Below are 22250 nucleotides of genomic sequence, written 5' to 3'. Positions count from 1 at the left end.
AAATGCGCGAAAGGACATCATGGCGAGAGCGGGTGACGGGAAACTCTCGGCGGCGTGGGAGTGGGCGCGTGCGCGCTGGTTGAACCTCGGGCTGCTCCTGCTGCTGGTCGTGGCGATCGTGGCGACGGTCCTGGTGATCACGAACCCGGGCGGGGACGCTCCGGTCGTCCGCACGGCGGCGGTCACGCGTGGTGACGTGACGGCGCTCGTCACAGGAAGCGGCAACGCCGAGTCGTCGTTGCGCACGCCGGTCGGTTTCAAGGGGTCGGGCACCGTCACGTCGGTGCAGGTCGAGCCCGGTGACACGGTCACGCTCGGCCAGACGTTGGCCACGATCGACGACGCCGACGCCCAGGCGGAGCTGCGTACCGCGGAGGCCCAGCTCGCGGGCGCGCACGCCGCCCTCGACCAGGCGCGGGCCGGGCCCACGGGTGTGCAGACCCAGCAGGACAAGCTCGCGATCACCCAGGCCGAGCAGGCCCTCGACAACGCCCGCGCGGCCGTCACGGCTGCGGAGAAGCAGCTCCAGCTCGATCGCGCCGCGACGCAGTCGGCGATCGACAACGCCAAGACCCGGCTGGCGAACGACGACGAGTCGACCGCCATGGCCATCGAGAACGCCGAGGACAAGCTCGAGGCCGACACCAAGACCCAGAAGACCCTCGTCGCGCAGGCCGAGGCGCAGGAGCGGGCGGCGTGCGGCAGCGGGAGCTCGATCACGGAGGCCGACGACGAGGACTCCAGCAGCTGCGCGTCGGCGCAGCTCGCCACCAAGAACGCCGAGAACACCCGCGACGCGGTGCTGCTGGCCGACGAGCAGGCGGTGACGACGGCCGAGCAGACCCGGGAGTCGACCCTCGACCAGGACCGGCAGGCCGTCACGGAGGCGGAACAGGCCAGGGCGGACACCCTGCTGAAGGGCGGGACGACGATCGAGACCAACAAGCAGGCGGTGACGAAGGCCGAGGGTGACGTCACCGCGGCGAAGCTGACCGCGGAGAAGAACGCGCACCCGCAGACGCCGGAGGAGATCGCACAGGCGCAGGCCACGGTGGACAGCGCGCAGGTCGACGTCGACACCGCGCGCCGGGCCGTCGACGAGACCGCGCTGAAGGCGCCGCAGGGCGGGGTCGTGCTCGCCGTCAACGGCGAGGCGGGCGAGTTCACCAACGGGCAGGGCTCTGACGACTCCGGATCCGGCGGTGACAGCGGCGGTGACAGCGACTCGGCGGCCTCGGATGCGGCGGCCTCGGCGGGCGACGGGTTCATCGTGATCGCCAACCTCAGCGAGCTCGCCGTGACCGCGGAGATCCCGGAGGCCGACGCGGCGAAGCTCGAGCTCGGCCAGCAGGCGACGATCTCGTTCCCGGCGAACGAGACGACCGCGACCGGCACGGTCACCCGGAAGGATCCGCAGAGCACCGTGTCGAACGACGTCGTGCTCTACCCGGTCACGATCTCGCTGACGTCCGCTCCGCCCGGCGTCGGGGTCGGGGCCACCGCCAACGTGTCGATCACGACCGGCACCGCAACCCGCGTGCTGAAGGCGCCGACGCAGGCGATCACGACGACCGGCAACCGGAGCACGGTGACGGTGCGCCGCAACGGCGTCGACAGCGTCGTACCCGTCCGGATCGGGGTGTCGGGCCCGGCCGAGACCGAGATCGTCAGCGGGGTCTCGGAGGGCGACGTCCTGGTGCTGCCGACGCCGAACGTCGTGACCGGTGGCTCCGGCGCCGGCTTCCCCAGGACGGGTGGCCGGTGATGCGGCCGGTCATCGAGCTGCGGGGAGTCGCGAAGATCTACGGCAGCGACGACACGGTGGTTCGTGCGGTGGACGGGGTCGACCTCGTGGTGGAGCGCGGCGACTACGTCGCGGTGATGGGGGCGTCGGGCTCCGGGAAGTCGACGCTGATGAACATCATCGGCTGCCTCGACTCCCCGACCCGGGGCCGCTACGCCCTCGACGGCGTGGACACCCGCCGGCTCGACGAGCGCCAGCAGGCCCTGATCCGCAACCGGAAGATCGGGTTCGTCTTCCAGTCGTTCAACCTGATCCCGCGCACCACCGCCCTGCGCAACGTCGAGCTGCCGATGGCCTACGCGCGCGTCCGCAAACCGGAGCGGCGACGTCGGGCGTTGCGGGCGCTGGAGCAGGTGGGGCTCGCCGAGCGGGTGCACCACCGCCCGTCCGAGCTGTCCGGTGGGCAACAGCAGCGGGTGGCGATCGCCCGCGCGATCGCGACCGATCCGGTCCTGCTGCTGGCCGACGAGCCGACGGGGGCCCTCGACAGCCGCAGCACGGACGAGGTGCTGGCGCTCTTCGAGGACCTCAACGCGGACGGCCGGACCCTCGTGGTGATCACCCACGAGGAGCAGGTCGCGCAGCGTGCCAGGCGGGTGCTCCACATGCGCGACGGCCGGATCGTCTCGGACGAGCGGGTGACCCCGGCGGTGGCGTCGTGAACATCGGGCAGAGCCTGCAGTTCGCCGTGGCCGGGGTGCTGGCGAACAAGCTGCGCTCGGCGCTGACGATGTCGGGCATCGTCATCGGCGTTGCCGCGGTGATCATCCTCGTGGCCGCCGGCACCGGGGCGAGCGCCGCCACCACGGCGTCGATCAGCGCGCTGGGCAGCAACACGCTGACCATCACGCCCGAGACGGGCCAGGGTTCCGGCGGCCGCGGCGGTATGCGGATCGGCGGAGGCGTGTTCGTGGGTGGTGGACCGCGTCCCGCCGCGCCGCAGGGAGGAGCCGCGCAACCGACGGAGACCGACCGCGGCACCGAGATCCGCGCCCCGCAGCTGACCCTCGGGGACGCCGAGGCGCTCGTGGACCCCGAGTTGGCGCCGACCGTCGCGTCGGTGGCGCCGGTGGTGACGGCGAGCGCGGTGACCGCCACCTACGAGGGTGCGTCGCACGAGGTCGGCACCCTGACCGGCACCACCCCGAGCTACCTCGTCAACCACGACGACACGGTGCGGGAAGGCGAGGTGTTCACCGACTCCGACTACCTCGCGCGCAACCGCGTTGCGCTGGTCGGGGCCACCGTCGCCACCGCGCTGGCCGGCGGTGACGAGCGCGCGATCGTGGGGCGGCCGATCCAGCTGAACGGTGTGACGTTCCAGGTGGTCGGCCTGCTGACCGCGAAGGGCAGCAGCGGACCGCAGGACCAGGACGACCGCGTGCTCGCGCCGATGACGGCGGTGCAGGACACCCTCACCGGCTACGGGCCGCTCTCCAGCATCTCGGTGAAGGCCGCGGCCGCGGAGGGAGTGCCGGTGGCCACCGCGGAGGTCACCGCCATCCTGAACGCGCGCCACGGCACGAAGGTCCCGGACTTCTCGATCTCCAGCCCCACGTCCATCCTCGAGGCGGTCTCGCAGGTCAACGCGACCTTCACGTTGCTGCTCGGAGCGGTGGCCGGCATCTCACTCCTGGTGGGCGGGATCGGGGTCATGAACATCATGCTCGTCACCGTGACGGAACGGACGCGCGAGATCGGCATCCGGAAAGCGGTCGGTGCGCAGAAGGCCGACATCGTCGGTCAGTTCCTGCTCGAGGCCACGATGCTCTCCGTGGCAGGCGGCCTGCTCGGAATCGGCATCGGAGTTGCGGTCGGTTCGCTGTCGATCGGCGGTTTCCAGCTGATCGTCGCCCCGTTCTCGGTGGTGCTCGCCTTCGCCGCGTCCGTGGCGATCGGGCTGTTCTTCGGCTTCTACCCCGCGAACAAGGCCGCGGCCATGAAACCGATCACCGCCCTCCGATACGAATGAAGTCGATGGAGCCGATGGAGTCCCTGCCACACGACGAGCCTCGTGACGATCCGTACGACGATCTGTTCGAAGCGGGCTGGGACCGATCGAAGCAGACCAGCAGGCTCACCCTCGCGTTGGTGGCCGCGCTGCTGGTCGTGCTCGGGTTCGCCGGCGGCGTCCTGACCCAGCGTGCCGTCGGCGGCGGGAACGCACCGACCACGGTCACCGGCGGGTCGGGAACCGAGAATCAGGTCGTACCGCCCGCCCAGGGTGGGGGCGTGCGCCGAGCCGGGCCGCAGGGCGGAGGGGGCTGAATCGAGTGCGGTGGCCCGCACACACGACCGCGATTCCGGAAACACGTCTGGCGTGTGTGCCCGAGACGTGTGCGGGTGGCGGGCAGAGCAGCGCCACTCGGTTCGTGACATCCGTGCGTTGCCTGTCGCAGACTGGAAGCCGGCGGCACGGTCGCGTCGTGCGGGAGGGGCATGGCTCGAATTCCCTGGGAGGGGTGCACCCAACGGTCGGTCCCTCGTTGTCCTCCCGGACACGTCGTCGACCAGCGTGACCTCGGGGAGGCGTGATGCACAGAGGGTCTAGGCATCGGCGGCACCAGCACTTGCTGAGCTGGGCAACGGGGCGCGGCACGAAGACCGGCCGTCGGGTCATGGCCACCCTCGTCGGCGTCGCTGTCGCTTGTAGCAGTGGTGTGGTGATCGCATCCTTCCTGGAGACCCCACGCCCCGAGCAGGACCTCAACCCGCCCGTCGCTGCAGCGGCCGAGCCGTATCTACCGAACGATCGGGTAGTCGACGCCGAGGACTCCCAGGATCATCCGCGCGAGGATCCGGCAGGACCGTCGCTCGGGCAGAACACCGAAACCGAGCAGAGCCCCGCGTCGCCCGAGAACGAGAGCGAAGCGGATTCCTGCCCGAACGGCATGGTTTGGATCAGTCTGTCAACCGACAACGGCAGCGGCTGCGCCCGGGCCGAGGAGGTCGCCGAGCGGGAGCAGGCCAAGCGGGAGAGGGCTGAGCGGGCCGAGCGGGAGAAGGCTGCGGTGGCCGCGCGGGAGAGGGCTGAGCGGGCCGAGCGGGAGAAGGCCGAGGCGGCGGAGCGGGAGAAGGCTGAGGCGGCCGAGCGGGAGAAGGCCGAGGCGGCCCAGCGGGAGAGGGCTGAGCGGGCCGAGCGGGAGAAGGCCGAGGCGGCGGAGCGGGAGCAGGCCAAGCGGGAGAGGGCTGAGCGGGCCGCGCGGGAGAAGGCTGCGGTGGCCGAGCGGGAGAGGGCTGAGGCGGCCGAGCGGGAGAAGGCTGCGGTGGCCGCGCGGGAGAGGGCTGAGCGGGCCGAGCGGGAGAAGGCCGAGGCGGCGGAGCGGGAGAAGGCTGAGGCGGCGGAGCGGGAGAAGGCTGAGGCGGCGGAGCGGGAGAAGGCTGAGGCGGCGGAGCGGGAGAAGGCCGAGCGGGCCGAGCGGGAGAGGGCCGAGCGGGCCGAGCGGGAGAAGGCCGAGGCGGCCGAGCGGGAGAAGGCCGAGCAGGCCGAGCGGGAGAGGGCTGCGGCGGCGGAGCGGGAGAGGGCTGAGGCGGCCGCGCGGGAGAGGGCTGAGGCGGCGGAGCGGGAGAAGGCTGAGGCGGCGAAGCGGGAGAAGGCCGAGCAGGCCGCGCGGGAGAAGGCCGAGGCGGCGAAGCGGGAGAAGGCCGAGCAGGCCGCGCGGGAGAAGGCAGAGGCGGCGAAGCGGGAGAAGGCCGAGCAGGCCGCGCGGGAGAAGGCAGAGGCGGCGAAGCGGGAGAAGGCCGAGCAGGCCGCGCGGGAGAAGGCTGAAGCGGCGAAGCGGGAGAAGGCCGAGCAGGCCGCGCGGGAGAAGGCTGAAGCGGCGAAGCGGGAGAAGGCCGAGCAGGCCGCGCGGGAGAAGGCCGAGAAGGCCGAGGCGGCGAAGCGGGAGAAGGCCGAGCAGGCCGCGCGGGAGAAGGCCGAGCGGGCCAAGCAGGAGCAGGGCAGGACCAGGCCCGCCCCAGCGGGCACTCGACCGGTGTGTGACGACGGCTTCGTCTACGACCCCAGCGTGAGGAGGTGCGTCGAGCAGCAGGGGCGTGGCGGCCCGTAGTGCGGCCGCCCGGCCGCACGATCGAGTTCAGCCGTTGACCGGGGTGAGGGCTCGGCCCTCGGTGAACCAGCTCGTCAGGTTGTCGACCACCAGCTGCCCCATGGCCCGCCGCGTGGGCTTGCTCGCCGACCCGACGTGGGGGAGCAGCACGGCGTTGTCGAGGTCGATCAGCTCCTGCGGGACGTTCGGCTCGTCCTCGTACACGTCGAGGCCCGCCGCGCGGATCGTGCGCGTCTTCAGCGCCCCGATGAGGGCGACCTCGTCGACCACCGTGCCGCGCCCGATGTTGACGAGCACGCCGTCGGGGCCGAGCGCCTCCAGCACCTCGGCGTCGACGAGGTGGCGGGTGGCGGCGTTGCCGGGCACGACGACCATCAGCGTGTCGACGTCGCGCGCCATCTCCAGGAGCGACGGGTAGTAGCGGTACGGGACGTCCTTCTCGCTGCGGTTGTGGTAGCCAACCGTCATCCCGAAGGGCTCGGCGCGCCGCGCGATCGCCTCGCCGATCCGGCCGAGGCCGAGGATGCCCAGCCTGCGGCCGGTGACGGTCAGGTCCGTGAGCGGGTAGGTGCCCTCGGCCGCCCACCGGCCCGCGCGCAGGTACCGCTCGGCCTGCGCCAGCTCCCGGACGGTCATCAGGAGCAGTGCGACGGCGGTGTCGGCGACCTCGTCGTCCAGCACTCCGGGGGTGTTGGTGACGATCACCCCCCGCTCACTGGCGGCGTCCACGTCCACGCTGTCGTACCCGACGCCGAAGTTCGCCACGATCTGCAGGTTGGGAAGCCGATCGAAGAGGGTGGCGTCGATGCGCCGATGGCCTCCGACGGCGAGACCCCGAACGTCCGCACCGCGTTCGGCGAGCAGCGCGTCGGGGTCGGCGGCTTCCCACAGCCGCAGCAGCTCGAAACGTTCCTCGCAGCCCTCGACGACCACGTCGTGCATGGGGACTGGCATCAGGACGGTCGGACGGCTCATACGGCAACTCTGCTAAACGCCGCTGGTGGGCGCGGCACCGGGGCCGAATTATCCGCATCGCGAATACTGGTAGCTCAAGAACGGGATTGACCGGTTTCCGGTCGGTGCACATCATCGACACGCACCGTCATCGTCGACTGGAGCTGTCACCCATGCCGCTGACCCGCCGCATCCGTCTCGCCGTTCTACCGGTCGCGCTCAGCATGGTCCTGGCGGCCTGCGGGGGAGGGGCGAGCAACAGCAGCGCCCCCGCGTCACCGTGCGACACCTCCGAGGACTTCCCGAGCCGCCCGATCGAGCTGATCGTGCCGTGGGCGGCGGGCGGTGGCACCGACAGCGTCGCGCGCTTCGTCGGCACGCAGCTGGCCGAGCGGCTCGACACGCAGGTCAACGTCGTCAACCGGACGGGTGGGGGCGGGGTGGTCGGCCACAGTGCCATCGCCACGGCCCGGCCCGACGGCACGACGATCGGGATGGCCACCGTCGAGATAACGATGATGCACTGGCAGGGGCTGACGGACCTCACCTTCGAGCAGCTCACCCCGATCGGGCTGGTGAACTCCGACCCGGCCGGCGTCACGGTGCGGACCGACGCACCGTGGGCGGACGTCCAGCAGCTGCTCGCCGAGGCGAAGACGCAGCCGGGGGCGACCACGGCGTCCGGCACCGGGCGGGGCGGGATCTGGGACCTCGCGCGCGCCGGCATGCTGCTCGAGGTGGCGCTGCCCCCCGACGCGATCCGGTGGGTGCCGAGCGAGGGTGCGGCGCCTGCGCTGCAGGAGCTGGTGGCGGGCGGCGTCCACGTCTCGACGGCGAGCCTGGTGGAGAACCGCACGATGATCGAGGCCGGGCGCGCGAAGGCCCTCGCCGTGATGGCCGAGGAGCGCCTGCCGAACTTCCCGGACGTGCCCACGCTGCGCGAGCAGGGCATCGACTTCACGATGGCGGCCTGGCGGGGCATCGCCGGACCGGAGGGCCTGCCCGAGGACGTGGTCGGCGAGCTCGGCTGCCACCTCGACGGGATCGTGCACAGCCCCGCGTACGAGGAGTTCATGCGCACGGCGGGCTTCGGCATCGTCTGGCGCGGGCCGCAGGACTTCGGGGCATACCTCGCCCAGCAGGACGCCGAGAAGGGCGAGATCATGCGCGCCGCCGGGCTGACGGGGTGACCGCCGATCCCACCGCCGCGCCCACCGGCATCCCGTGGCGCCACGACCTGGTCAGCGGTCTGCTCGCCGCCGTTCTCGGCGCAGCGGTCGTGCTGCACGTCCGCACGTTCCCGGAGCTCCCGGACGGCCAGCCCGGTCCCGCGCTCTTCCCGAGCATCGTCGGTGGGCTGCTGGTGTTGTTCGGGCTGGTGCTCGTGGTGCGTGCGGTGCTGGCCAGAGGTGAGCCTGCGGCCGACCCGGACGCGGGCATCACCGGGCGGGGGCGGCTGCGCGCGCTCGCGGTGCTCGGGCTCGTCGTCGGCTACGTCCTGCTGGCCGAGACGCTCGGGTTCCTCCTGACGATGGGAGTGCTGCTGTTCCTGCTGATGTGGCTGCTCGGGGCGCGTCCGCTGGTGGCGGTGCTCGCCGCAGCAGCCACCACCGGGTTCATCCTGCTGGTGTTCGAGGAGCTGCTGCTCGTCCCGCTGCCGCAGGGCCTGTTCGGGTAGCCGGCGATGGGTGATCTCGCGACGGCGCTGGGGATGCTCGCCGACCCCACCCTCATCCTCGTGGTGCTCGCCTCGGCGGTGTACGGCCTGTTCATCGGGGCCATCCCCGGGCTCTCGGCGACCCTCGCCACGGCCCTGCTGGTGCCGTTCGTGTTCTTCCTCGACCCGCTGCCTGCGATCGCGGCGGTCATCACGATGTCGGCGATGGCGATCTTCGCGGGCGACCTGCCCTCGGCGCTCGTGCGCATGCCCGGCACCCCCGCGAGCGCCGCCTACACGGAGGACGCCTACCTGCAGACCCGGGCCGGCCACGGGGCGAGGGCGCTCGGGGTGGCGCTGGTCGGGTCGGTGATCGGCGGGATCGCAGGCGCGGTGGTGCTCATGGTGGCGGCACCGCTCCTCGCCGAGTTCGCGTTGCAGTTCACCTCGTACGAGTACTTCTGGATCGCGGTGCTCGGACTCACCGCCTCGGTGATCATCTCCGCGGGCTCCCAGGTCAAAGGCGCGATCTCGCTGCTCATCGGGTTGATCCTCGCCACCGTCGGGATCGACATCGCGCTGGGCTACGCCCGGTTCACGTTCGGCAGCACCGATCTGCTGCAGGGGATCAGCTTCATCCCGGCGATGATCGGCCTTTTCGGCCTGTCCGAGGTGCTGCGCGGCGTGCTGCGGCCGGGCGGGCCGGTGCACGTGGCGCGGCTGCGCACGCAGGGCATGTTCCGCGAGACCGTGCACACCCTCCGGCGGTACTGGCGCGGGATGGTCAGCGGCAACGCCATCGGCAGCGTGATCGGGGCGCTGCCCGGCGCCGGCGGCGACATCGCCGCCTGGGTCTCCTACGCCGCCACGAAGAACGCCTCGAAGGAGGGGCACCTCTTCGGCAAGGGGGAGGGGCACGTCGCGCCGATCGTGTCGGCGGGTTCGGCCAACAACGCAGCGCTCGCATCGGCGTACGTCCCGACGCTCGTGTTCGGCATCCCCGGCGACACGATCACCGCGATCCTGCTCGGGGTGCTGCTCGTGAAGGGCGTGCAGCCCGGGCCGGTCCTCTTCGAGAACGACGCCCCGCTGCTCTACGGCATCTACCTGATCTTCATCCTGGCGAACCTCCTGCTGATCCCGCTCGGGTACCTCGCGATCCGGGGCAGCGCGTGGCTCCTGCGGGTGCCGTCGACGGTGCTGATGCCGGTGATCGTGGCGTTCTGCGTCGTCGGCTCCTTCTCGATCAACAACGGCTACCTCGAGATCGTGATCATGCTGGTGCTCGGGGTGCTCGGCTACCTGCTGGAGCGCTCGGGCTTCCCACTGGCACCGGTGGTGCTCGGGCTCGTGCTGGGCCCGATCGTCGAGAAGAACTTCATGCAGAGTGTGATCAAGACGGACTGGGACCTCACCCAGTTCCTGACCAGGCCGATCAGTGCGGCGCTGCTCGTCCTGACCGTGTTGGTGCTGCTCTACCCGGTGCTGCGCGGCCTGCTGCGGCGACGGTCAGCGGTTGACGCTTCCGGGTGATGGGTACGACGATCCCCCAGACATCTGATGAGTGAGCCCGAGAGGACGACGATGTCCGAGAGCATCGAGAGGTCGGCCGTAACCGATCCGTACACGCTCACCGCGGACGGCATCAAGGAGCCGCCCGTCGGATGGCGGGCGAGCATGCGCTACTTCGGCCCCGGCCTGATCCTCAGCGCCTCGATCGTCGGGTCCGGCGAGCTGATCGCGACCACGGCCCTGGGGGCGCAGGCCGGGTTCGTGCTGCTCTGGCTGGTGATCGTCAGCACGCTGGTGAAGGTGGCGGTGCAGATCGAGCTGGCGCGGTGGACGATCGCCACCGGTCAGCCCGCGCTCACCGGCTACGCCAAGGTCCCCCCGAAGCTGTTCGGGGTCGGCTGGGTGAACCTGCTGTGGGCGGTGCTGGCCCTGTCCAAGCTGTTGCAGCTCGGCGGCATCATCGGCGGCACGGCCGTCGCGTTCAGCATCCTGCTGCCGATCGGCGGCGACCCGCTCGCGTTCGTCTCCCTGCTGTTCTGGACCACGGTCCTCGCCATCGCCAGCATCGCGCTGCTCTACTCCAACCGCTACTCGCTGATCGAGCGCGGCGCAGCGCTGCTCGTCGTGACGTTCACGGCCATCACGGTGCTCATCGCGCTCGGCCTTCCGGCCACCCCGTTCGCATACGGGCTCGACGACCTCGGCAGCGGTCTGGCGTTCCTGATCCCGGCCGGCGCGCTCGGTGCGGCCCTGGCGATGTTCGGCATCACCGGCGTCGGCGCGGACGAGATCACCTTCTACACGTACTGGTGCGTGGAGAAGGGCTACGCGCGCTGGGTCGGCCCGAACGACGGCAGCGAGGCGTGGGTCCGGCGGGCGAACGGCTGGATCCGGGTGATGTACAAGGACGCGATGGTGTCCTGGGTGATCTACACCTTCGGGACGATCGCGTTCTACCTGATGGGTGCGGCAGTGCTGCACCCGCAGGGTCTCGCCCCCCAGGGCAACACGATGATCACCACGCTGTCCCGGATGTACACCGACACCCTCGGCGAGTGGGCGAGCGTCGTCTTCCTGCTCGGCGCGATCGCGGTGCTCGGGTCGACGATGTGGGCCGCGATCCCCAGCTGGGCGCGGATGTACACCAACCTGCTGGCCACGTTCGGCGTGCTGGACTGGCAGGACCCCGTCGCCCGGCTGAAGTGGATCCGCATCTTCACCGTCGCGCTGCCCCTGCTGTGGGCCGTGATCTACCTGACGATCCAGTCGCCGGTGATCATGGTGCAGATCGCGGGCGTGATGACCGGGATCTTCCTCATCGGAGTGGTGTGGGCGGTGTACTGGCTGCGGCGGAACGAGACGGACCCACGCCTGCACGGCGGGCGGGCCTTCGCGGTGTGCCTCGCCGTGAGCAGCACCGCGATCGCGCTGCTCGGCGCCTACTCGCTGGCGGACGTCATCGGGTTCATCTAGCGCCCAGCGCCGCGGGGTCGAGGTAGCGCTCGACGTCCTCCTCGGTCTGCTGCAGGTGGGCCTCCATCGCGGCCCTCGCCCGCACCGGGTCGCCCGCCTCGACCGCACGCAGGATCGCGGCGTGCCGGTCGAGCGCGTGGCTGCGGAAGTCCGGCACGGCCGAGGTCTCCTCCCGCATCGCGCGCAGCACCGAGCTGAGCGGCTCGAACAGCGCATCGAGGAAGACGTTGTCGGCGGCCTCGAACAGTGCGGTGTGGAAGGCCAGGTCCGCCTCTGCTGTGGCCGCGACGTCGCCGCGCGCGTGGCCGTCGAGCATCTTCTGGTGCAAGGTGCGCAGCCGCTCGAGGTGGGAATCGTCGCGGCGGACGGCGGCGAGCTCGACGATCGCGACCTCGACGGCCCGGCGGGCTTCCAGGAGCCTGCGCAGCAGCAGCAGCGGGTCACCTTCGGTGCGGCTGCGCGCCAGGAGCAGCCTGCCGTCCAGCGGGGACCACATGCCGGCCGGGTTCACGAGCGTCGAGCGGCCCTGCTGCACGTCGAGCACCCGGGTGGGAACCAGCGAGCGGATGGCCTCGCGCACCGTGAGCCGGCTGACGCCGAACCGGGCGGCGAGCTCGGACTCGCTGGGCAATGGCCCGCCGATGGGGAACGTGCCGTCGAGCACGAGGTCGAGCAGCTGCTCGGCCACCACGTCAGCTCGCCCGGGGCGCATCCATCCACCATAGAGGGGGTGACCCGACCGTGACGGGTGCGCCTGCGTGACCCTTCTCCTACTCTGCGTGCGGGACCCACCCGGCGGCCCTTCTGGATCGAGGACGCGAAGTCTGCGCAGGTGAGAGCGCCGAACGGCGCTCGCCGACCGCTCCACCGGCTACCCCTGGGTAAGGCGCCACTCACGGATCACGCGCCGCCGCTCGGCGTACGTACCCGCGGTACCCCCGTACCGGGGGCTCGGGTGGGAGTTGACTCTGTAGCGGATCGTCCGTCCCGGGGGGCGGGGTGGCGACCAGTCGAGGGGGACATGTTGCAGATGGTCGCGGTTCCGGAGATGCCGGTCTCCGAGCCGATGGTGGTACCCGCCACGGTCGGCTCGGTCGTTCCCGCGTCCCGTGCCGTCGCGGTCACCGTCAGTCCGATGGAGCTGTTGCGGCCCGAGTCGCACCTGGCCGAGCTCATCGCGGGCTTCGCACAGGTCGAGCTGCTCGTGGCGGCCGACGACACCCAGTCCGACACGGACGACGACCTCGACGATCTGGGTGAGGAGCTGCGCGCGAGCGCCGCCCGGCTCGAGCTGCCCGGCCTCGCGTTGCACCGGCTCGGCATGCCCAACCCGTTGCCCGCCACCGCGGAGGGCGACCTGGTGGCCGCGTTGAGCGAGCTGGTGGGCTTCGACCCGGAGCCGGGCCTCTACTGCCTGGCCCCGGCGCCTGCCGACCCGGCCCGCAGCGTCGTCGAGCGCGCGGTGCAGCGGATCGCCCGGGTGTACGGGATCCCGCTCCTGCGCTACCGCGGCCTGGAGCTGGCCGTCGTCAACTGACGGAGGAAGGGCGGGTCCTCCCGGACCCGCCCTTCTCGTTCGAACCTTCAGCTCGCCATCGCGATGCCGCGCTGCTCGAGGATCACCCGTCGCTCGGCTTCCGCGAGGCCACCCCAGACTCCGAACGGCTCCCTGGTCTGGAGCGCGAACTCGCGGCACTGCTCGATCACCGGGCAGCGCCGGCAGACTTCCTTGGCCTGTGCGGTGCGCCGTGCGCGCGAGGGGTTGCGCTCTCCGTCAGGGTGGAAGAAGACGCCGCTGTCCATACCCCGGCATGCTCCGAGACGCTGCCACTGCCACGCGTGGTCCATGGGGCCGGGGAGCCGCGAAACGTCGCTCATCGTCACCTCTTGTCGTTCGTGCCCGACGTTCCGGGCGATCGAGGTGCTTCTTCCCAGGCGCATGGGCGACCAAACGCGTGAGGGCGCGGACTACTCAGATGTGAGCCAGCTCACATCTGAGGCGGTTCGCTACTCGTCAGGTCGCGGCGAGTGCCCGCTCCACCGAGTCGTGGATGTCGAAGAGGGGGATCAGGCCGGCGATCGTGAGCGGCCGGAGCACGCGACGTGCGGTGCACGCCAGCCGCAGCTCCACGCCGGCCGTGTGGGCGGCCTCGCGCACCTCGATGAGCACCGCCAGGCCGCTGGTGCCGAGGAAGGTGACTCCGTCGAGGTCGAGCACGACGAGCTCCACCCCGGCGTCGGGCTCGAACTGGTCGAGCACCGCGAAGCGCAGCTGTGGGGAGGTGAGCATGTCGACCTCACCGCCGACCTTGATGACGACCTGCCCGGTAGCCGGGCGGGTGGTCGTCAGCGTGATCTGGTCGTCGGTGTCACCCCCGCGTCGCGTTGACGAGGGGTCCGCCTGCAGGTTCTCGCGCGTCTCGGACATCGGACGCAACCGTAAGGCTCCGGGGCCTCGCGTGCCACCTGGAGCGGCGGGCGGCCCGAACGGGTCGGCAGAGGGACCCGTCCAGGCCGCCCGCGGGGGAGGTGCGGATCGGAACGGACGATCAGCGGTCGCGGCTATGCGCGAGCGGTGACGCCGTTGCGGTCCGCGGAGTCCTTGGTGCTGTTGTTGTTGGTCCGCGTGAGGCTCTCGCCGAGCTCGGTGCCGAGGAGCTTGTGCAGCCGGGCCATCTCGTTCCGCACGCCCTCGTGGAGCGAGCCGATGCGGCGCAGCTCCTGCTCGGCGGCCTCCCGGCGGCGCTTGAGGTCCTGGTCGCTGCGGTTGAGCACCTCCTTGGCGCGGGCCTGCGCCTCGGAGAGGACCTTGTCGGCGGCGGCGCGCGCGTCGTCGGTGATGCGGCTGGCGTCCTCGCGGGCGGCTGCGAGCATGGCGGCCGCCTGCTGCTCCCGCTCCTGGATGGCCACGTTGCGCTGCGCAGCCTCCTGGTCGAGCTCGGCGGAGCGCGCGATGAGCTTCTGCTCGACCTCGTGGCGGTGCCGCTCGGCGTCGGCACGGGCCTGCTCGACGAGCGCGGTGGCCTCGTTGGCGGCCCGGCTGCGGACGTCGGCCGCCTCGTGCTCGGCGAGCCGCAGGATCTTCTCCGCGCGGAACCCGAAGCTGTCCTGCGAGATCGGGCCGTCGGCTTGTTGGGAACGGGCGTTGCGCAGTTCGCCCTCGAGGGCGCGAGCGTGCTGCTCGGCCGCCTTGCGCTGGGTCTCGGCGGCGTTGACGCGGTCACGGAGGTCGCGCATCTGCGCATCGACCTGGTCGCGGTCGTAGCCGCGGCGGACGATGTCGAACGACGCTCCGGCGGGGGACGGGACGCCCCCACTGTTGTGGACGGAGTTCTGGGGGGTGCTGATCGTCACGCCCGGTAGTGTGTTCGCTCGAACCGGTGTTCCTCCATTCGGCGTCGGCGGGCGGGGGTCTCTCTGCGGTCGACGGTGTAGCGCATTGCCGCAGCGCACGGGCTTGCGGGACGTGCGGTCGCCGGGCCGCGGCCTGCGGCCCGCGCAGCTCAGGCCTGGTCGGCGACGTCCTCGGCGGCGTTCTCGGCGGCGTCCAGTGCCTGCGCGATCAGCCCACGCCCAGCTCGACCACCACGTCATCGCCCGCCCGGCGGTCCTCGCGCGCGAGCGGGCCGACGTCCTCCCCGGTCCCATGCCGCCGCGGCACGCTCGGCGAGTTCGTTCGGTAATCAAGTGATCACTGTAGGTAACTCCACGTCCTCGAACCGGTGGCCGATCGCACCGAGCAGGAGCGCGTCCCGGCGCCACTGCTCGCGCAGCCCTCCCTCGGTCATGACGGTCACGGTAGGAGGGGCGGTCACGCGGGCGAGCGACTTCGGGGCCGGCGTCCCACCACCTCGGCGGTCCGTCCGATTTCATCGGTCCCATGGGGCTGTCACGGCGTGCGTTCCTCCGGCGGTCGGCGGCCGGGATCCTCCTGGCCGGGAGCACGGACCTCCTGCGGGTCGCGGCCCCACCGGCCGGGTACGGGCCCCTCGTCGACGACCCCGCTGGGCGGCTCGCGCTACCGGAGGGGTTCACCTACGCGGTCGTCAGCGAGGCCGGCGCCACGAGGCTGGACACCGGCGAGCCCACTCCGCGCAACCACGACGGCACCGGCGCGTTCGCCGTCGCCGGCGGCGGAACCGTGCTCGTGCTCAACCACGAGATCCGCGAGGGGGCGGGCACGGAGCTGGCCGTGCCGCACCTCGACGGGCTGGTCTACGACCCGGGCGCGGCCGGCGGGTGCACGATCGTCACGACCGACGCCGCGGGGCGGCGGGTGTCCGAGCGCGTCGGTGTCGCCGGCACGTCGACGAACTGCGCGGGTGGAGTGACGCCATGGGGAACCTGGCTGACGTGCGAGGAGACGGAGGCACGGGCCGGTGACCGCGGGTACGAGCGCGACCACGGCTACGTCTTCGAGGTGGACCCGTTCGACCGGGCCGCGATCCGCGATCCGCGTCCGGTGAAGGCGCTCGGCCGCTACTCACACGAGGCGCTCGCGGTCGACCCCGCCACCGGCGAGATCTACCTCACCGAGGACGCGGCCGCACCGAACGGGCTCGTCTACCGCTGGGTGCCACCGCAGGGCGTGCGGCCCGGCCGTGGGGTGCTGCGCGGGCTCGGCGACACCGACGGGGTGCTGGCGGCGATGCGCTGCACCGACGAGGGCGGCGCGCACGTCGACGACCTGTCGCGGGCGTCGTCCGCGGGAACCACCTACGCCGTGGAGTGGGTGGAGGTGCCCGACCGGGACGGCCGGGAGCAGTCCGTGCGCAGGCAGCTCGACGACGGCCGCGTCACCCGCGCGCACAAGCTGGAAGGGGCCTGGTGGGGCGACGGCGGCGCGTACATCGTGTCGAGCTTCTCCACCAGCCATCGCGGGCAGGTGTGGTTCTACGACCCGTGGCGGTCGACGTTCACACTGCGACTCCTGTTCACGGGCCAGGACGACGGCGGCGACGGCCCGGACAACATCAGCGTCTCGCCGCACGGCGGCGTGATCATCGCCGAGGACGGTGACGGGACCAACCACCTCGTCGGGGCGTCCGAGGACGGCTCGACGTTCCGGCTCGCCCGCGGCGAGCGCGGCAGCGAGTTCACCGGCCCCGTCTTCAGCGCGGACGGCCGGGTGCTGTTCGCCAACCTGCAGGTGCCGGGCACGATGTTCGCCATCACCGGTCCGTGGGGTTGACTGGCGCGGTGTTGACCGGCACCGGGTCCGAACCCGTCGACCGCTCCTGCGACCGCACCCGCGCCTGGGTCACGGAGGCCATCCGGCGCGTCGAGGCCGACGCCAACCGCTCCGCGGACACCCACCTGCACGTCTTCCCCCTGCCGCCCGGGTGGGGCATCGACGTGTACCTCAAGGACGAGTCGGTGCACCCCACCGGCAGCCTCAAGCACCGCCTCGCCCGCTCGCTCTTCCTCTACGCGCTGACGAGCGGCTGGATCGTGGAGGGCACCACGGTGGTCGAGGCGAGCTCCGGCTCGACGGCCGTGTCGGAGGCCTACTTCGCGCAGCTGATCGGGGTGCCGTTCGTGACGGTCGTGCCCCGCAGCACGAGCCCGGAGAAGATCGCGCTGATCGAGCGCTACGGCGGACGGTGCCACTTCGTCGACAAGGCGCCGGACATGTACTCGGAGGCCCAGCGGCTGGCCGACGAGTGCGGCGGGCACTACATCGACCAGTTCACCTACGCCGAGCGGGCCACCGACTGGCGGGGCAATAACAACATCGCCGAGTCGATCTTCGAGCAGCTCGCGATGGAGCGCTTCGCGGTGCCGGAGTGGATCGTCGTGGGCGCAGGCACCGGCGGGACGTCGGCGACGATCGGGCGCTACCTGCGCTACCGCCGCCACCCCACCCGCCTCGCCGTCGTCGACCCGGAGAACTCCGCGTTCTTCCCGGGCTGGACGACCGGCGCGCCGGACTACGCCACCGGCATGCCCTCGCGGATCGAGGGGATCGGGCGCCCACGGATGGAGCCGAGCTTCGTGCCCACCGTGATCGACCTGATGATCCCGGTGCCGGACGCCGCGAGCATCGCCGCCGTCCGCCACCTCCGCGAGGTGACCGGCCGGTGGGCAGGTGGGTCGACCGGCACCAACCTGTGGGGCGTCTGGCAGCTGGTCGCGCGGATGCTGGCGGCCGGGGTGCGGGGCAGCGTGGTGACGCTGATCTGCGACGGCGGCGACCGGTACCAGCACAGCTACTACGACGCCGGCTGGCTGCAGCGGCAGGGGATCGACCTCGCGCCGTACACGGCGACGCTGGAGCGGTTCTTCGTGACGGGGGAGTGGGTGCCGCCGGCGACCGCATGATCGTCCCGAGATCCGATCGAGCGCCTTCCGAAGTGTGAATCCGGACGACTCGGATAGATCGATCGATCCGATTGCACGGTTTCCGCCCCGCTCGGGGCGTTGAAGTGGATATCGGAACGATCATGGCGTCGATGGAACCGACTCGTGCCCGCCACCGTCAGTGCCGGCCATGCCGATCGATCTGTGCCAGCCGTTCCGGGGGACCGCCGCCGTCGTCGCCGGGCTCGTTACGCCCAAGGTGCTGAGAGGCCCGGGCTTCCGCCGCCTCTTCACCGGGATCTACATCCGAGCTGACGTCCAGATCACCTTGGAGGTGCGCTCCCGTGCCGCCCACCTCCTCCTCGACGGCCGCGGCGTGCTCGGCGGGTTCTCCGCTGCTGAGCTGCTCGGGGCGTCGTGCGCGCCGCTCGGCGCTCCCGCCGAGGTCGTCGTGGCTCGCGGGGGCATGACATCGCGGCGCGGGCTGCTGGTGCGGCGCGACGAGTTCGCGTCCGTCGAGGTCACCGAGGTGGTCGGGTGCGCCGTCACGGGCCCGCTGCGCACCGCCTACGACCTCGCGCGCCGGTTGCCGCTGGTCGAGGCGGTCGTCGCGGTGGACGCGCTGGCGTTCGCCCAGGGGATCGTGCCGGCCGACATGCTGCTGATGGCCCGGCGTCGGCTGGGTAGCCGCGGCACCGCGCAGCTCCCGGAGGTGGTGGCGCTCTCGAACCCGTTCGCCGAGTCGCCGATGGAGACCCGGATCAGGCTGGCGCTGCACTTCGCCGGTCTCCCACCGCCGGTGCTGCAGCACCCGGTGGGCCCGTACCGGCTCGACATGGCGTATCCGGAGCTGATGGTGGCCGTGGAGTACGACGGCCGCGACCACCTGGACCCCGACCGGGCCCTTCGCGACCTGCACCGCGCCACCTATCTGGGCCGCTGCGGTTGGTTGGTGATGAGGTTCCGGGCGGCGGTGGTGCTCGGACGGCCGTGGTGGATCGCCTCGACGGTGCGCGACGCTTTGCACCGCGCGGCGCAGGAGCAAGGGCTCCCAGCAGTGTGATCTTTCCGAAATGCGCCCGAGCGCCCCTCAGAGGGCGCTCACATGTAGGTCGGAACGATCGATCGATCCCGAACCCCGGTTTTCGTCCTCGCCAGGGCGATGCACCGGATCTCGGAGCGATCTTCGCTAGGCGTAGACCCTCGGTGCCGCCGCGCGCGCCACCGGCACCGCGCGGCGCTCCAGCTTCGCCGCTGCCGCGAGCAGCTCTGCCTCCGCGCCCGGGCGGCCGACCAGCTGCACGCCCACCGGGCGGCCGCCGATCAGGACCGGTGCCACCACGGCGGGCAGGCCTGCGAGGTTCCAGGCGGGTGCGCAGGAGAGCCTGGTGGCCGTGGTGAGGAGGCTCGAGGTGTAGCCGTGCCCGAGCATCTCGCCCGCACGCAGCGGCGGCTGGGCGGTGGCCGGGCCGAGCAGCACGTCGTACTCGCCCTCGTCCATCCAGCCGAGCACGCGCTCGCGCCACGCGGCGGCGGTGTCGGGCCGGGGCGGCGTGAGGCGCAGGACGCGGCGGCCCTTCCGCACGACGGTGGCGGTGCACCGCTCCGCGGAGCCCAGGTCGAGGTCGAGCGCGTCGGCCTCCAGGGCGACGCCCGCCTGCCACCGGCGCATCCACTGGGTGGCGAGCCCGCGGGGGTAGGGCGGGTCGGCGAAGGTGACGATGGCACCGCCCGGGCCGGCGCGCAGCCGGGCGGCCGCCCCGATCGCGGCGGCCCGGTGGTCGGGGTGGAGGCCGCGGGACGGCCACGGTCCGCGCAGCGAGAGCGCGATGCGGCGCGGCCCCGGAACGTCCAGGTCCATCGCGTCACCCGCGAGCACGCTCAGCATCAGCGCTGCGTCCTCGGCGGTGCGGGCGATGGGGCCGGTGGCGCCGAGCCCGCACCAGTGCTCGTCGGCGCCGCGGGGCAGCGGCACCACGTGCGGGCCGGGCTTGAGCCCGACGAGGCCGCAGCAGGCCGCGGGCACGCGGGCCGCGCCGCCGCCGTCGGTGGCCATGGCCAGCACCGCCATCCGGGCGGCGACGGCCGCGGCGGCGCCGGAGCCGCCCGGGTCGAGGGAGAGGTCGAGGGGGTTGCGCGGCGCCGCCTGCGTGGCCTGGGTGAACGCCCACGCGGCCAGCTCCGGCATCCGCACCTTCCCGACGACGACGGCGCCCGCGGCGCGCAGCCGCTTCACCAGCTCGTCGTCGCGGCGGGCGGGGTCGGGGGACGTGGCGCTCGACCCGTGGCGGGTGGGGTAGCCCGCGACGTCGACGTCGTCCGGTACGGCCACCGGCACCCCGGCGAGGGGGAGCGCGAAGCGGTCGGCACGTGCGTCGACACCGCCTGCCTCGGCGAGCACCCGGTCCGGGTCGTGCTCGGCGAAGGCGCCGACCTCCGGGTCGTGCTCGGCGATCCTGGCCAGGTGGGCGCGGGCGACGTCGACCGCGCTGCTGCGCCCGTCACGCACTCGCGACACGATCTCTGCTGCGGTGAGCCCGGTCAGGTCGAGGGCGTCCATCTCCCAACCATGGCAGCAAAAGCGCTGATCATGGGGAGGACCCGCCGGGCAGACCCCCGGTCGGGGGGTGTCAGCTGCGCGGCACCGGGCGGGTGGCGCGCTCTCCCGCGAGCCACGAGCCGTCGGCGCTCGCGGGGCCTTCCGCGGCGAGGCGGGCTCGCTGGGGCGCGACCACGTGCCCGGGGTCGGCGGCGGAAGCGAGGCCGGCCTCGAACGCGGCGAACCTGGTGGCGAGCGACCCCGCGGCCAGCGCCGCACCGGACGCGACGGCCGCCACCCGGCCCGGCCGCCCGCGCAGGCCGGCGAGCAGGGCCCCGATGCCGCCGGCCGCGGTCAGGACGCGGGCGAGCCGGTTCCAGCGGCCGGCCTTACCGGTGCGCCAGGCGTCCACCACACCGCCGGGGACGCGCTCCAGCCGGCGTTCGAGCAGTTCTCCTGCGGCGAGCTCGGCTGCGGCGCCGGCCACGGCGAGGCGCACGACGGGCATGCGCTCGCGGCGCGCGGCCCCGGCGAGCCCGGTGACGACGAGCTGGGCGCCTGCGCCCGCCGCCGCGCCGCTCGCCGCGAACAGCACCGGTAGCTCGCCGTGGGCCTCGTGCCACGCCGGGACGGCGGTGTCGGCGAACAGCACGCCGGTGTAGCTGGCGAGCGGGGGTCCGAACGCCGCGGCGCCCCAGCCGGCGAGCCGGCCGAGCGCGGGCGCGATGCCGGTGATCTCCGACGCCGCCGCGGCGGACGCGGCCGCGGCGAACGGGCTCAGGATCCACGAGCCCACCGACAGCGGCGATGTCGGCTTGAACACCCGCAGCATGTTGAGGAACCGGGCCGGCCGGCCGAGGTCGTGAACCAGCGCGACGGTGCCGACGGCCGCCCCGCCTGCGGCGACGAGCCGGCCGCCCCGCCGCAGCACCGGCCGACCGGTCGCGTCGGCCAGGGCGGCGACCACCGACGAGGCGCCCGCCATGCCGCCCACCCACAGGTAGAGCGGCACGTCCGGGTTCTTCCACGTCGGCTTCTTGAGGATCGGGCGGCCGTAGTAGGAGCTGAACTCCGCCTCCGGCACCATCGAGCCCCGCACGCGGGTACGGCGGCCCATCAGCTCCTCCCGAGGAACGACGCGGCGACCGCGGCCGCGAGCCCGGCGGCGGCGAGCGCGGCGCGCTTCCACATCGCCGGCAGGTCCCGCGTGGTGACGACGGGGTCCGGCGGGAGCCCGTACACCTCGGGCTCGTCGAGCAGCAGGAAGAACGCGCCGTCCCCGCCGACGCCGTCGTCCGGGTCGCGCCCGTACAGCTGCGCTTCGGCGACGCCCGCGACGTGCAGCTGCTCCAGCCGCCGGTCGGCGCGCTCGCGCAGCTCGTCCAGCGGGCCGAACTGGATGGACTCGGTGGGACATGCCTGGGCGCACGCCGGTGTGAGGCCGTCCTTGGTGCGGTCGTAGCAGAGCGTGCACTTGAACGCGCGGCCGTCGTCCGGCCGGATGTCGATCACCCCGTACGGGCAGGCCGGCACGCAGTAGCCACAGCCGTTGCAGACGTCGGGCTGCACGTAGACGGTGTCGAACTCGGTGCGCATCAGCGCGCCCGTGGGGCAGACGTCGAGACACGCGGCGTGGGTGCAGTGCTTGCAGACGTCGGAGGCCATGAGCCAGCGCACGTCGCCCTTCTGGGGCCCGCTGCTGTGGTGGGACTCGACGAAGGCGACGTGGCGCCAGGTGCTGGCGCCGAGGTGCCCGGTGTTGTCGTAGGACATGCCGAGCAGGTCGAGGTCGGCCATCCGCGTCGAGCCGCTGCCGGTCGGTCCCGCGTCGGCCGGGACGAGGTTCCACTCCTTGCAGGCCACCTCGCAGGCCTTGCAACCAATGCACACCGACGTGTCGGTGAAGAAGCCCAGCCGCGGGGGGCGCTCATCCGGCATCCCGATCCACGTGGCCCGGTC

Annotated in this window: 21 protein-coding genes; 13 read left to right on the top strand and 8 right to left on the bottom strand. The window is 72.4% G+C overall.

Features of this window, described 5'->3' with window-relative positions:
* Positions 1 to 19: 19 nt before the first annotated feature.
* The 5 genes from FB388_RS27420 (at position 20) to FB388_RS40575 (ending at position 5856) form a co-directional block, all read left to right on the top strand.
* Positions 20 to 1765 carry an HlyD family efflux transporter periplasmic adaptor subunit gene (locus FB388_RS27420; RefSeq protein WP_142105012.1) on the top strand — a complete coding sequence of 582 codons (1746 nt, stop codon included), beginning with the start codon at positions 20 to 22 and terminating at the stop codon, positions 1763 to 1765.
* Positions 1765 to 2466 (top strand): ABC transporter ATP-binding protein, encoded by a 702-nt coding sequence (locus tag FB388_RS27415; protein WP_142106330.1) that lies wholly within the window; start codon positions 1765 to 1767, stop codon positions 2464 to 2466. Before FB388_RS27420 ends, FB388_RS27415 begins: the two co-directional genes overlap by 1 nt.
* Positions 2463 to 3776 carry an ABC transporter permease gene (locus tag FB388_RS27410; RefSeq protein ID WP_142105011.1) on the top strand — a complete coding sequence of 438 codons (1314 nt, stop codon included), beginning with the start codon at positions 2463 to 2465 and terminating at the stop codon, positions 3774 to 3776. The genes FB388_RS27415 and FB388_RS27410 overlap by 4 nt, the downstream gene beginning before the upstream one ends.
* Positions 3777 to 3790: 14 nt before the next feature.
* Positions 3791 to 4072 (top strand): hypothetical protein, encoded by a 282-nt coding sequence (locus FB388_RS27405; protein WP_142105010.1) that lies wholly within the window; start codon positions 3791 to 3793, stop codon positions 4070 to 4072.
* A 623-nt stretch (positions 4073 to 4695) separates the two neighbouring features.
* Positions 4696 to 5856 carry a hypothetical protein gene (locus FB388_RS40575; protein ID WP_246122453.1) on the top strand — a complete coding sequence of 387 codons (1161 nt, stop codon included), beginning with the start codon at positions 4696 to 4698 and terminating at the stop codon, positions 5854 to 5856.
* A 27-nt stretch (positions 5857 to 5883) separates the two neighbouring features.
* Here the strand turns inward: FB388_RS40575 and FB388_RS27395 are convergent, their stop codons facing one another.
* On the bottom strand, positions 5884 to 6810 hold the full coding sequence (locus tag FB388_RS27395; RefSeq protein ID WP_211362237.1) for a 2-hydroxyacid dehydrogenase: 927 nt from the start codon (positions 6808 to 6810) through the stop codon (positions 5884 to 5886).
* Between the two features lie 173 nt (positions 6811 to 6983).
* On the opposite strand from FB388_RS27395, the gene FB388_RS27390 reads away from it, so the two are divergent.
* The 4 genes from FB388_RS27390 to FB388_RS27375 are packed head-to-tail and all read left to right on the top strand — an operon-like array spanning position 6984 to position 11452.
* Positions 6984 to 8000: a tripartite tricarboxylate transporter substrate binding protein gene (locus FB388_RS27390; protein ID WP_211362236.1), complete on the top strand. Its 1017-nt coding sequence runs from the start codon at positions 6984 to 6986 to the stop codon at positions 7998 to 8000.
* Positions 7997 to 8488, top strand: coding sequence for a tripartite tricarboxylate transporter TctB family protein (locus FB388_RS39645; protein WP_170225853.1), 492 nt, complete (start codon positions 7997 to 7999; stop codon positions 8486 to 8488). The genes FB388_RS27390 and FB388_RS39645 overlap by 4 nt, the downstream gene beginning before the upstream one ends.
* A 6-nt stretch (positions 8489 to 8494) precedes the next feature.
* Complete coding sequence (locus tag FB388_RS27380) at positions 8495 to 10000, top strand: tripartite tricarboxylate transporter permease (protein WP_142105007.1); 1506 nt, start codon at positions 8495 to 8497, stop codon at positions 9998 to 10000.
* Positions 10001 to 10051: 51 nt separating this feature from the next.
* Complete coding sequence (locus FB388_RS27375) at positions 10052 to 11452, top strand: Nramp family divalent metal transporter (RefSeq protein WP_142106327.1); 1401 nt, start codon at positions 10052 to 10054, stop codon at positions 11450 to 11452.
* On the opposite strand, the gene FB388_RS27370 is transcribed toward FB388_RS27375, so the two are convergent.
* On the bottom strand, positions 11445 to 12164 hold the full coding sequence (locus FB388_RS27370; RefSeq protein ID WP_142105006.1) for a FadR/GntR family transcriptional regulator: 720 nt from the start codon (positions 12162 to 12164) through the stop codon (positions 11445 to 11447). The genes FB388_RS27375 and FB388_RS27370 overlap by 8 nt on opposite strands.
* 309 nt (positions 12165 to 12473) lie before the next feature.
* Between FB388_RS27370 and FB388_RS27365 the strand changes: the two genes are divergently transcribed.
* Positions 12474 to 12989: a hypothetical protein gene (locus tag FB388_RS27365; protein ID WP_142105005.1), complete on the top strand. Its 516-nt coding sequence runs from the start codon at positions 12474 to 12476 to the stop codon at positions 12987 to 12989.
* A 47-nt stretch (positions 12990 to 13036) separates the two neighbouring features.
* Here the strand turns inward: FB388_RS27365 and FB388_RS27360 are convergent, their stop codons facing one another.
* From FB388_RS27360 to FB388_RS27350, 3 genes are all read right to left on the bottom strand, one after another.
* Positions 13037 to 13330 (bottom strand): WhiB family transcriptional regulator, encoded by a 294-nt coding sequence (locus FB388_RS27360; RefSeq protein WP_142105004.1) that lies wholly within the window; start codon positions 13328 to 13330, stop codon positions 13037 to 13039.
* A 136-nt stretch (positions 13331 to 13466) separates the two neighbouring features.
* A complete protein-coding gene (locus FB388_RS27355) occupies positions 13467 to 13880 on the bottom strand; it encodes an STAS domain-containing protein (protein WP_142105003.1) in 414 nt (137 codons plus the stop codon).
* 134 nt (positions 13881 to 14014) lie between these two features.
* A complete protein-coding gene (locus tag FB388_RS27350; protein ID WP_142105002.1) occupies positions 14015 to 14806 on the bottom strand; it encodes a coiled-coil domain-containing protein in 792 nt (263 codons plus the stop codon).
* 526 nt (positions 14807 to 15332) lie between these two features.
* Between FB388_RS27350 and FB388_RS27345 the strand changes: the two genes are divergently transcribed.
* The 3 genes from FB388_RS27345 to FB388_RS27335 all read left to right on the top strand — a co-directional run bounded on the left by FB388_RS27345 (position 15333) and on the right by FB388_RS27335 (position 18815).
* Positions 15333 to 16643 carry an alkaline phosphatase PhoX gene (locus tag FB388_RS27345; RefSeq protein ID WP_142105001.1) on the top strand — a complete coding sequence of 437 codons (1311 nt, stop codon included), beginning with the start codon at positions 15333 to 15335 and terminating at the stop codon, positions 16641 to 16643.
* A gap of 8 nt (positions 16644 to 16651) precedes the next feature.
* Positions 16652 to 17773, top strand: a complete 1122-nt coding sequence (cds1, locus tag FB388_RS27340; RefSeq protein WP_281290479.1) for an L-cysteine desulfhydrase Cds1 — start codon at positions 16652 to 16654, stop codon at positions 17771 to 17773.
* 169 nt (positions 17774 to 17942) lie between these two features.
* Positions 17943 to 18815: an endonuclease domain-containing protein gene (locus FB388_RS27335; protein ID WP_142105000.1), complete on the top strand. Its 873-nt coding sequence runs from the start codon at positions 17943 to 17945 to the stop codon at positions 18813 to 18815.
* Positions 18816 to 18941: 126 nt separating this feature from the next.
* Here FB388_RS27335 and FB388_RS27330 read toward each other — a convergent pair whose 3' ends face one another.
* From FB388_RS27330 to FB388_RS27320, 3 genes are all read right to left on the bottom strand, one after another.
* Entirely contained in the window at positions 18942 to 20312 is a 1371-nt protein-coding gene (locus FB388_RS27330) for an amidase (RefSeq protein ID WP_142104999.1), read from the bottom strand.
* Positions 20313 to 20382: 70 nt separating this feature from the next.
* The gene (nrfD, locus tag FB388_RS27325; protein ID WP_142104998.1) at positions 20383 to 21408 is read right to left on the bottom strand and encodes an NrfD/PsrC family molybdoenzyme membrane anchor subunit; all 1026 of its coding nucleotides are present in this window, start codon (positions 21406 to 21408) and stop codon (positions 20383 to 20385) included.
* Positions 21408 to 22229, bottom strand: coding sequence for a 4Fe-4S dicluster domain-containing protein (locus FB388_RS27320; RefSeq protein WP_246122602.1), 822 nt, complete (start codon positions 22227 to 22229; stop codon positions 21408 to 21410). Before FB388_RS27320 ends, nrfD begins: the two co-directional genes overlap by 1 nt.
* Between the last annotated feature and the right edge of the window lie 21 nt (positions 22230 to 22250).

The organism is Pseudonocardia cypriaca (assembly GCF_006717045.1).
Taxonomy (GTDB): Bacteria; Actinomycetota; Actinomycetes; order Mycobacteriales; family Pseudonocardiaceae; genus Pseudonocardia; species Pseudonocardia cypriaca.
The sequence above is the reverse complement of the archived record's forward strand: the minus strand, read 5'-3'. Positions and strand labels throughout refer to the sequence as shown.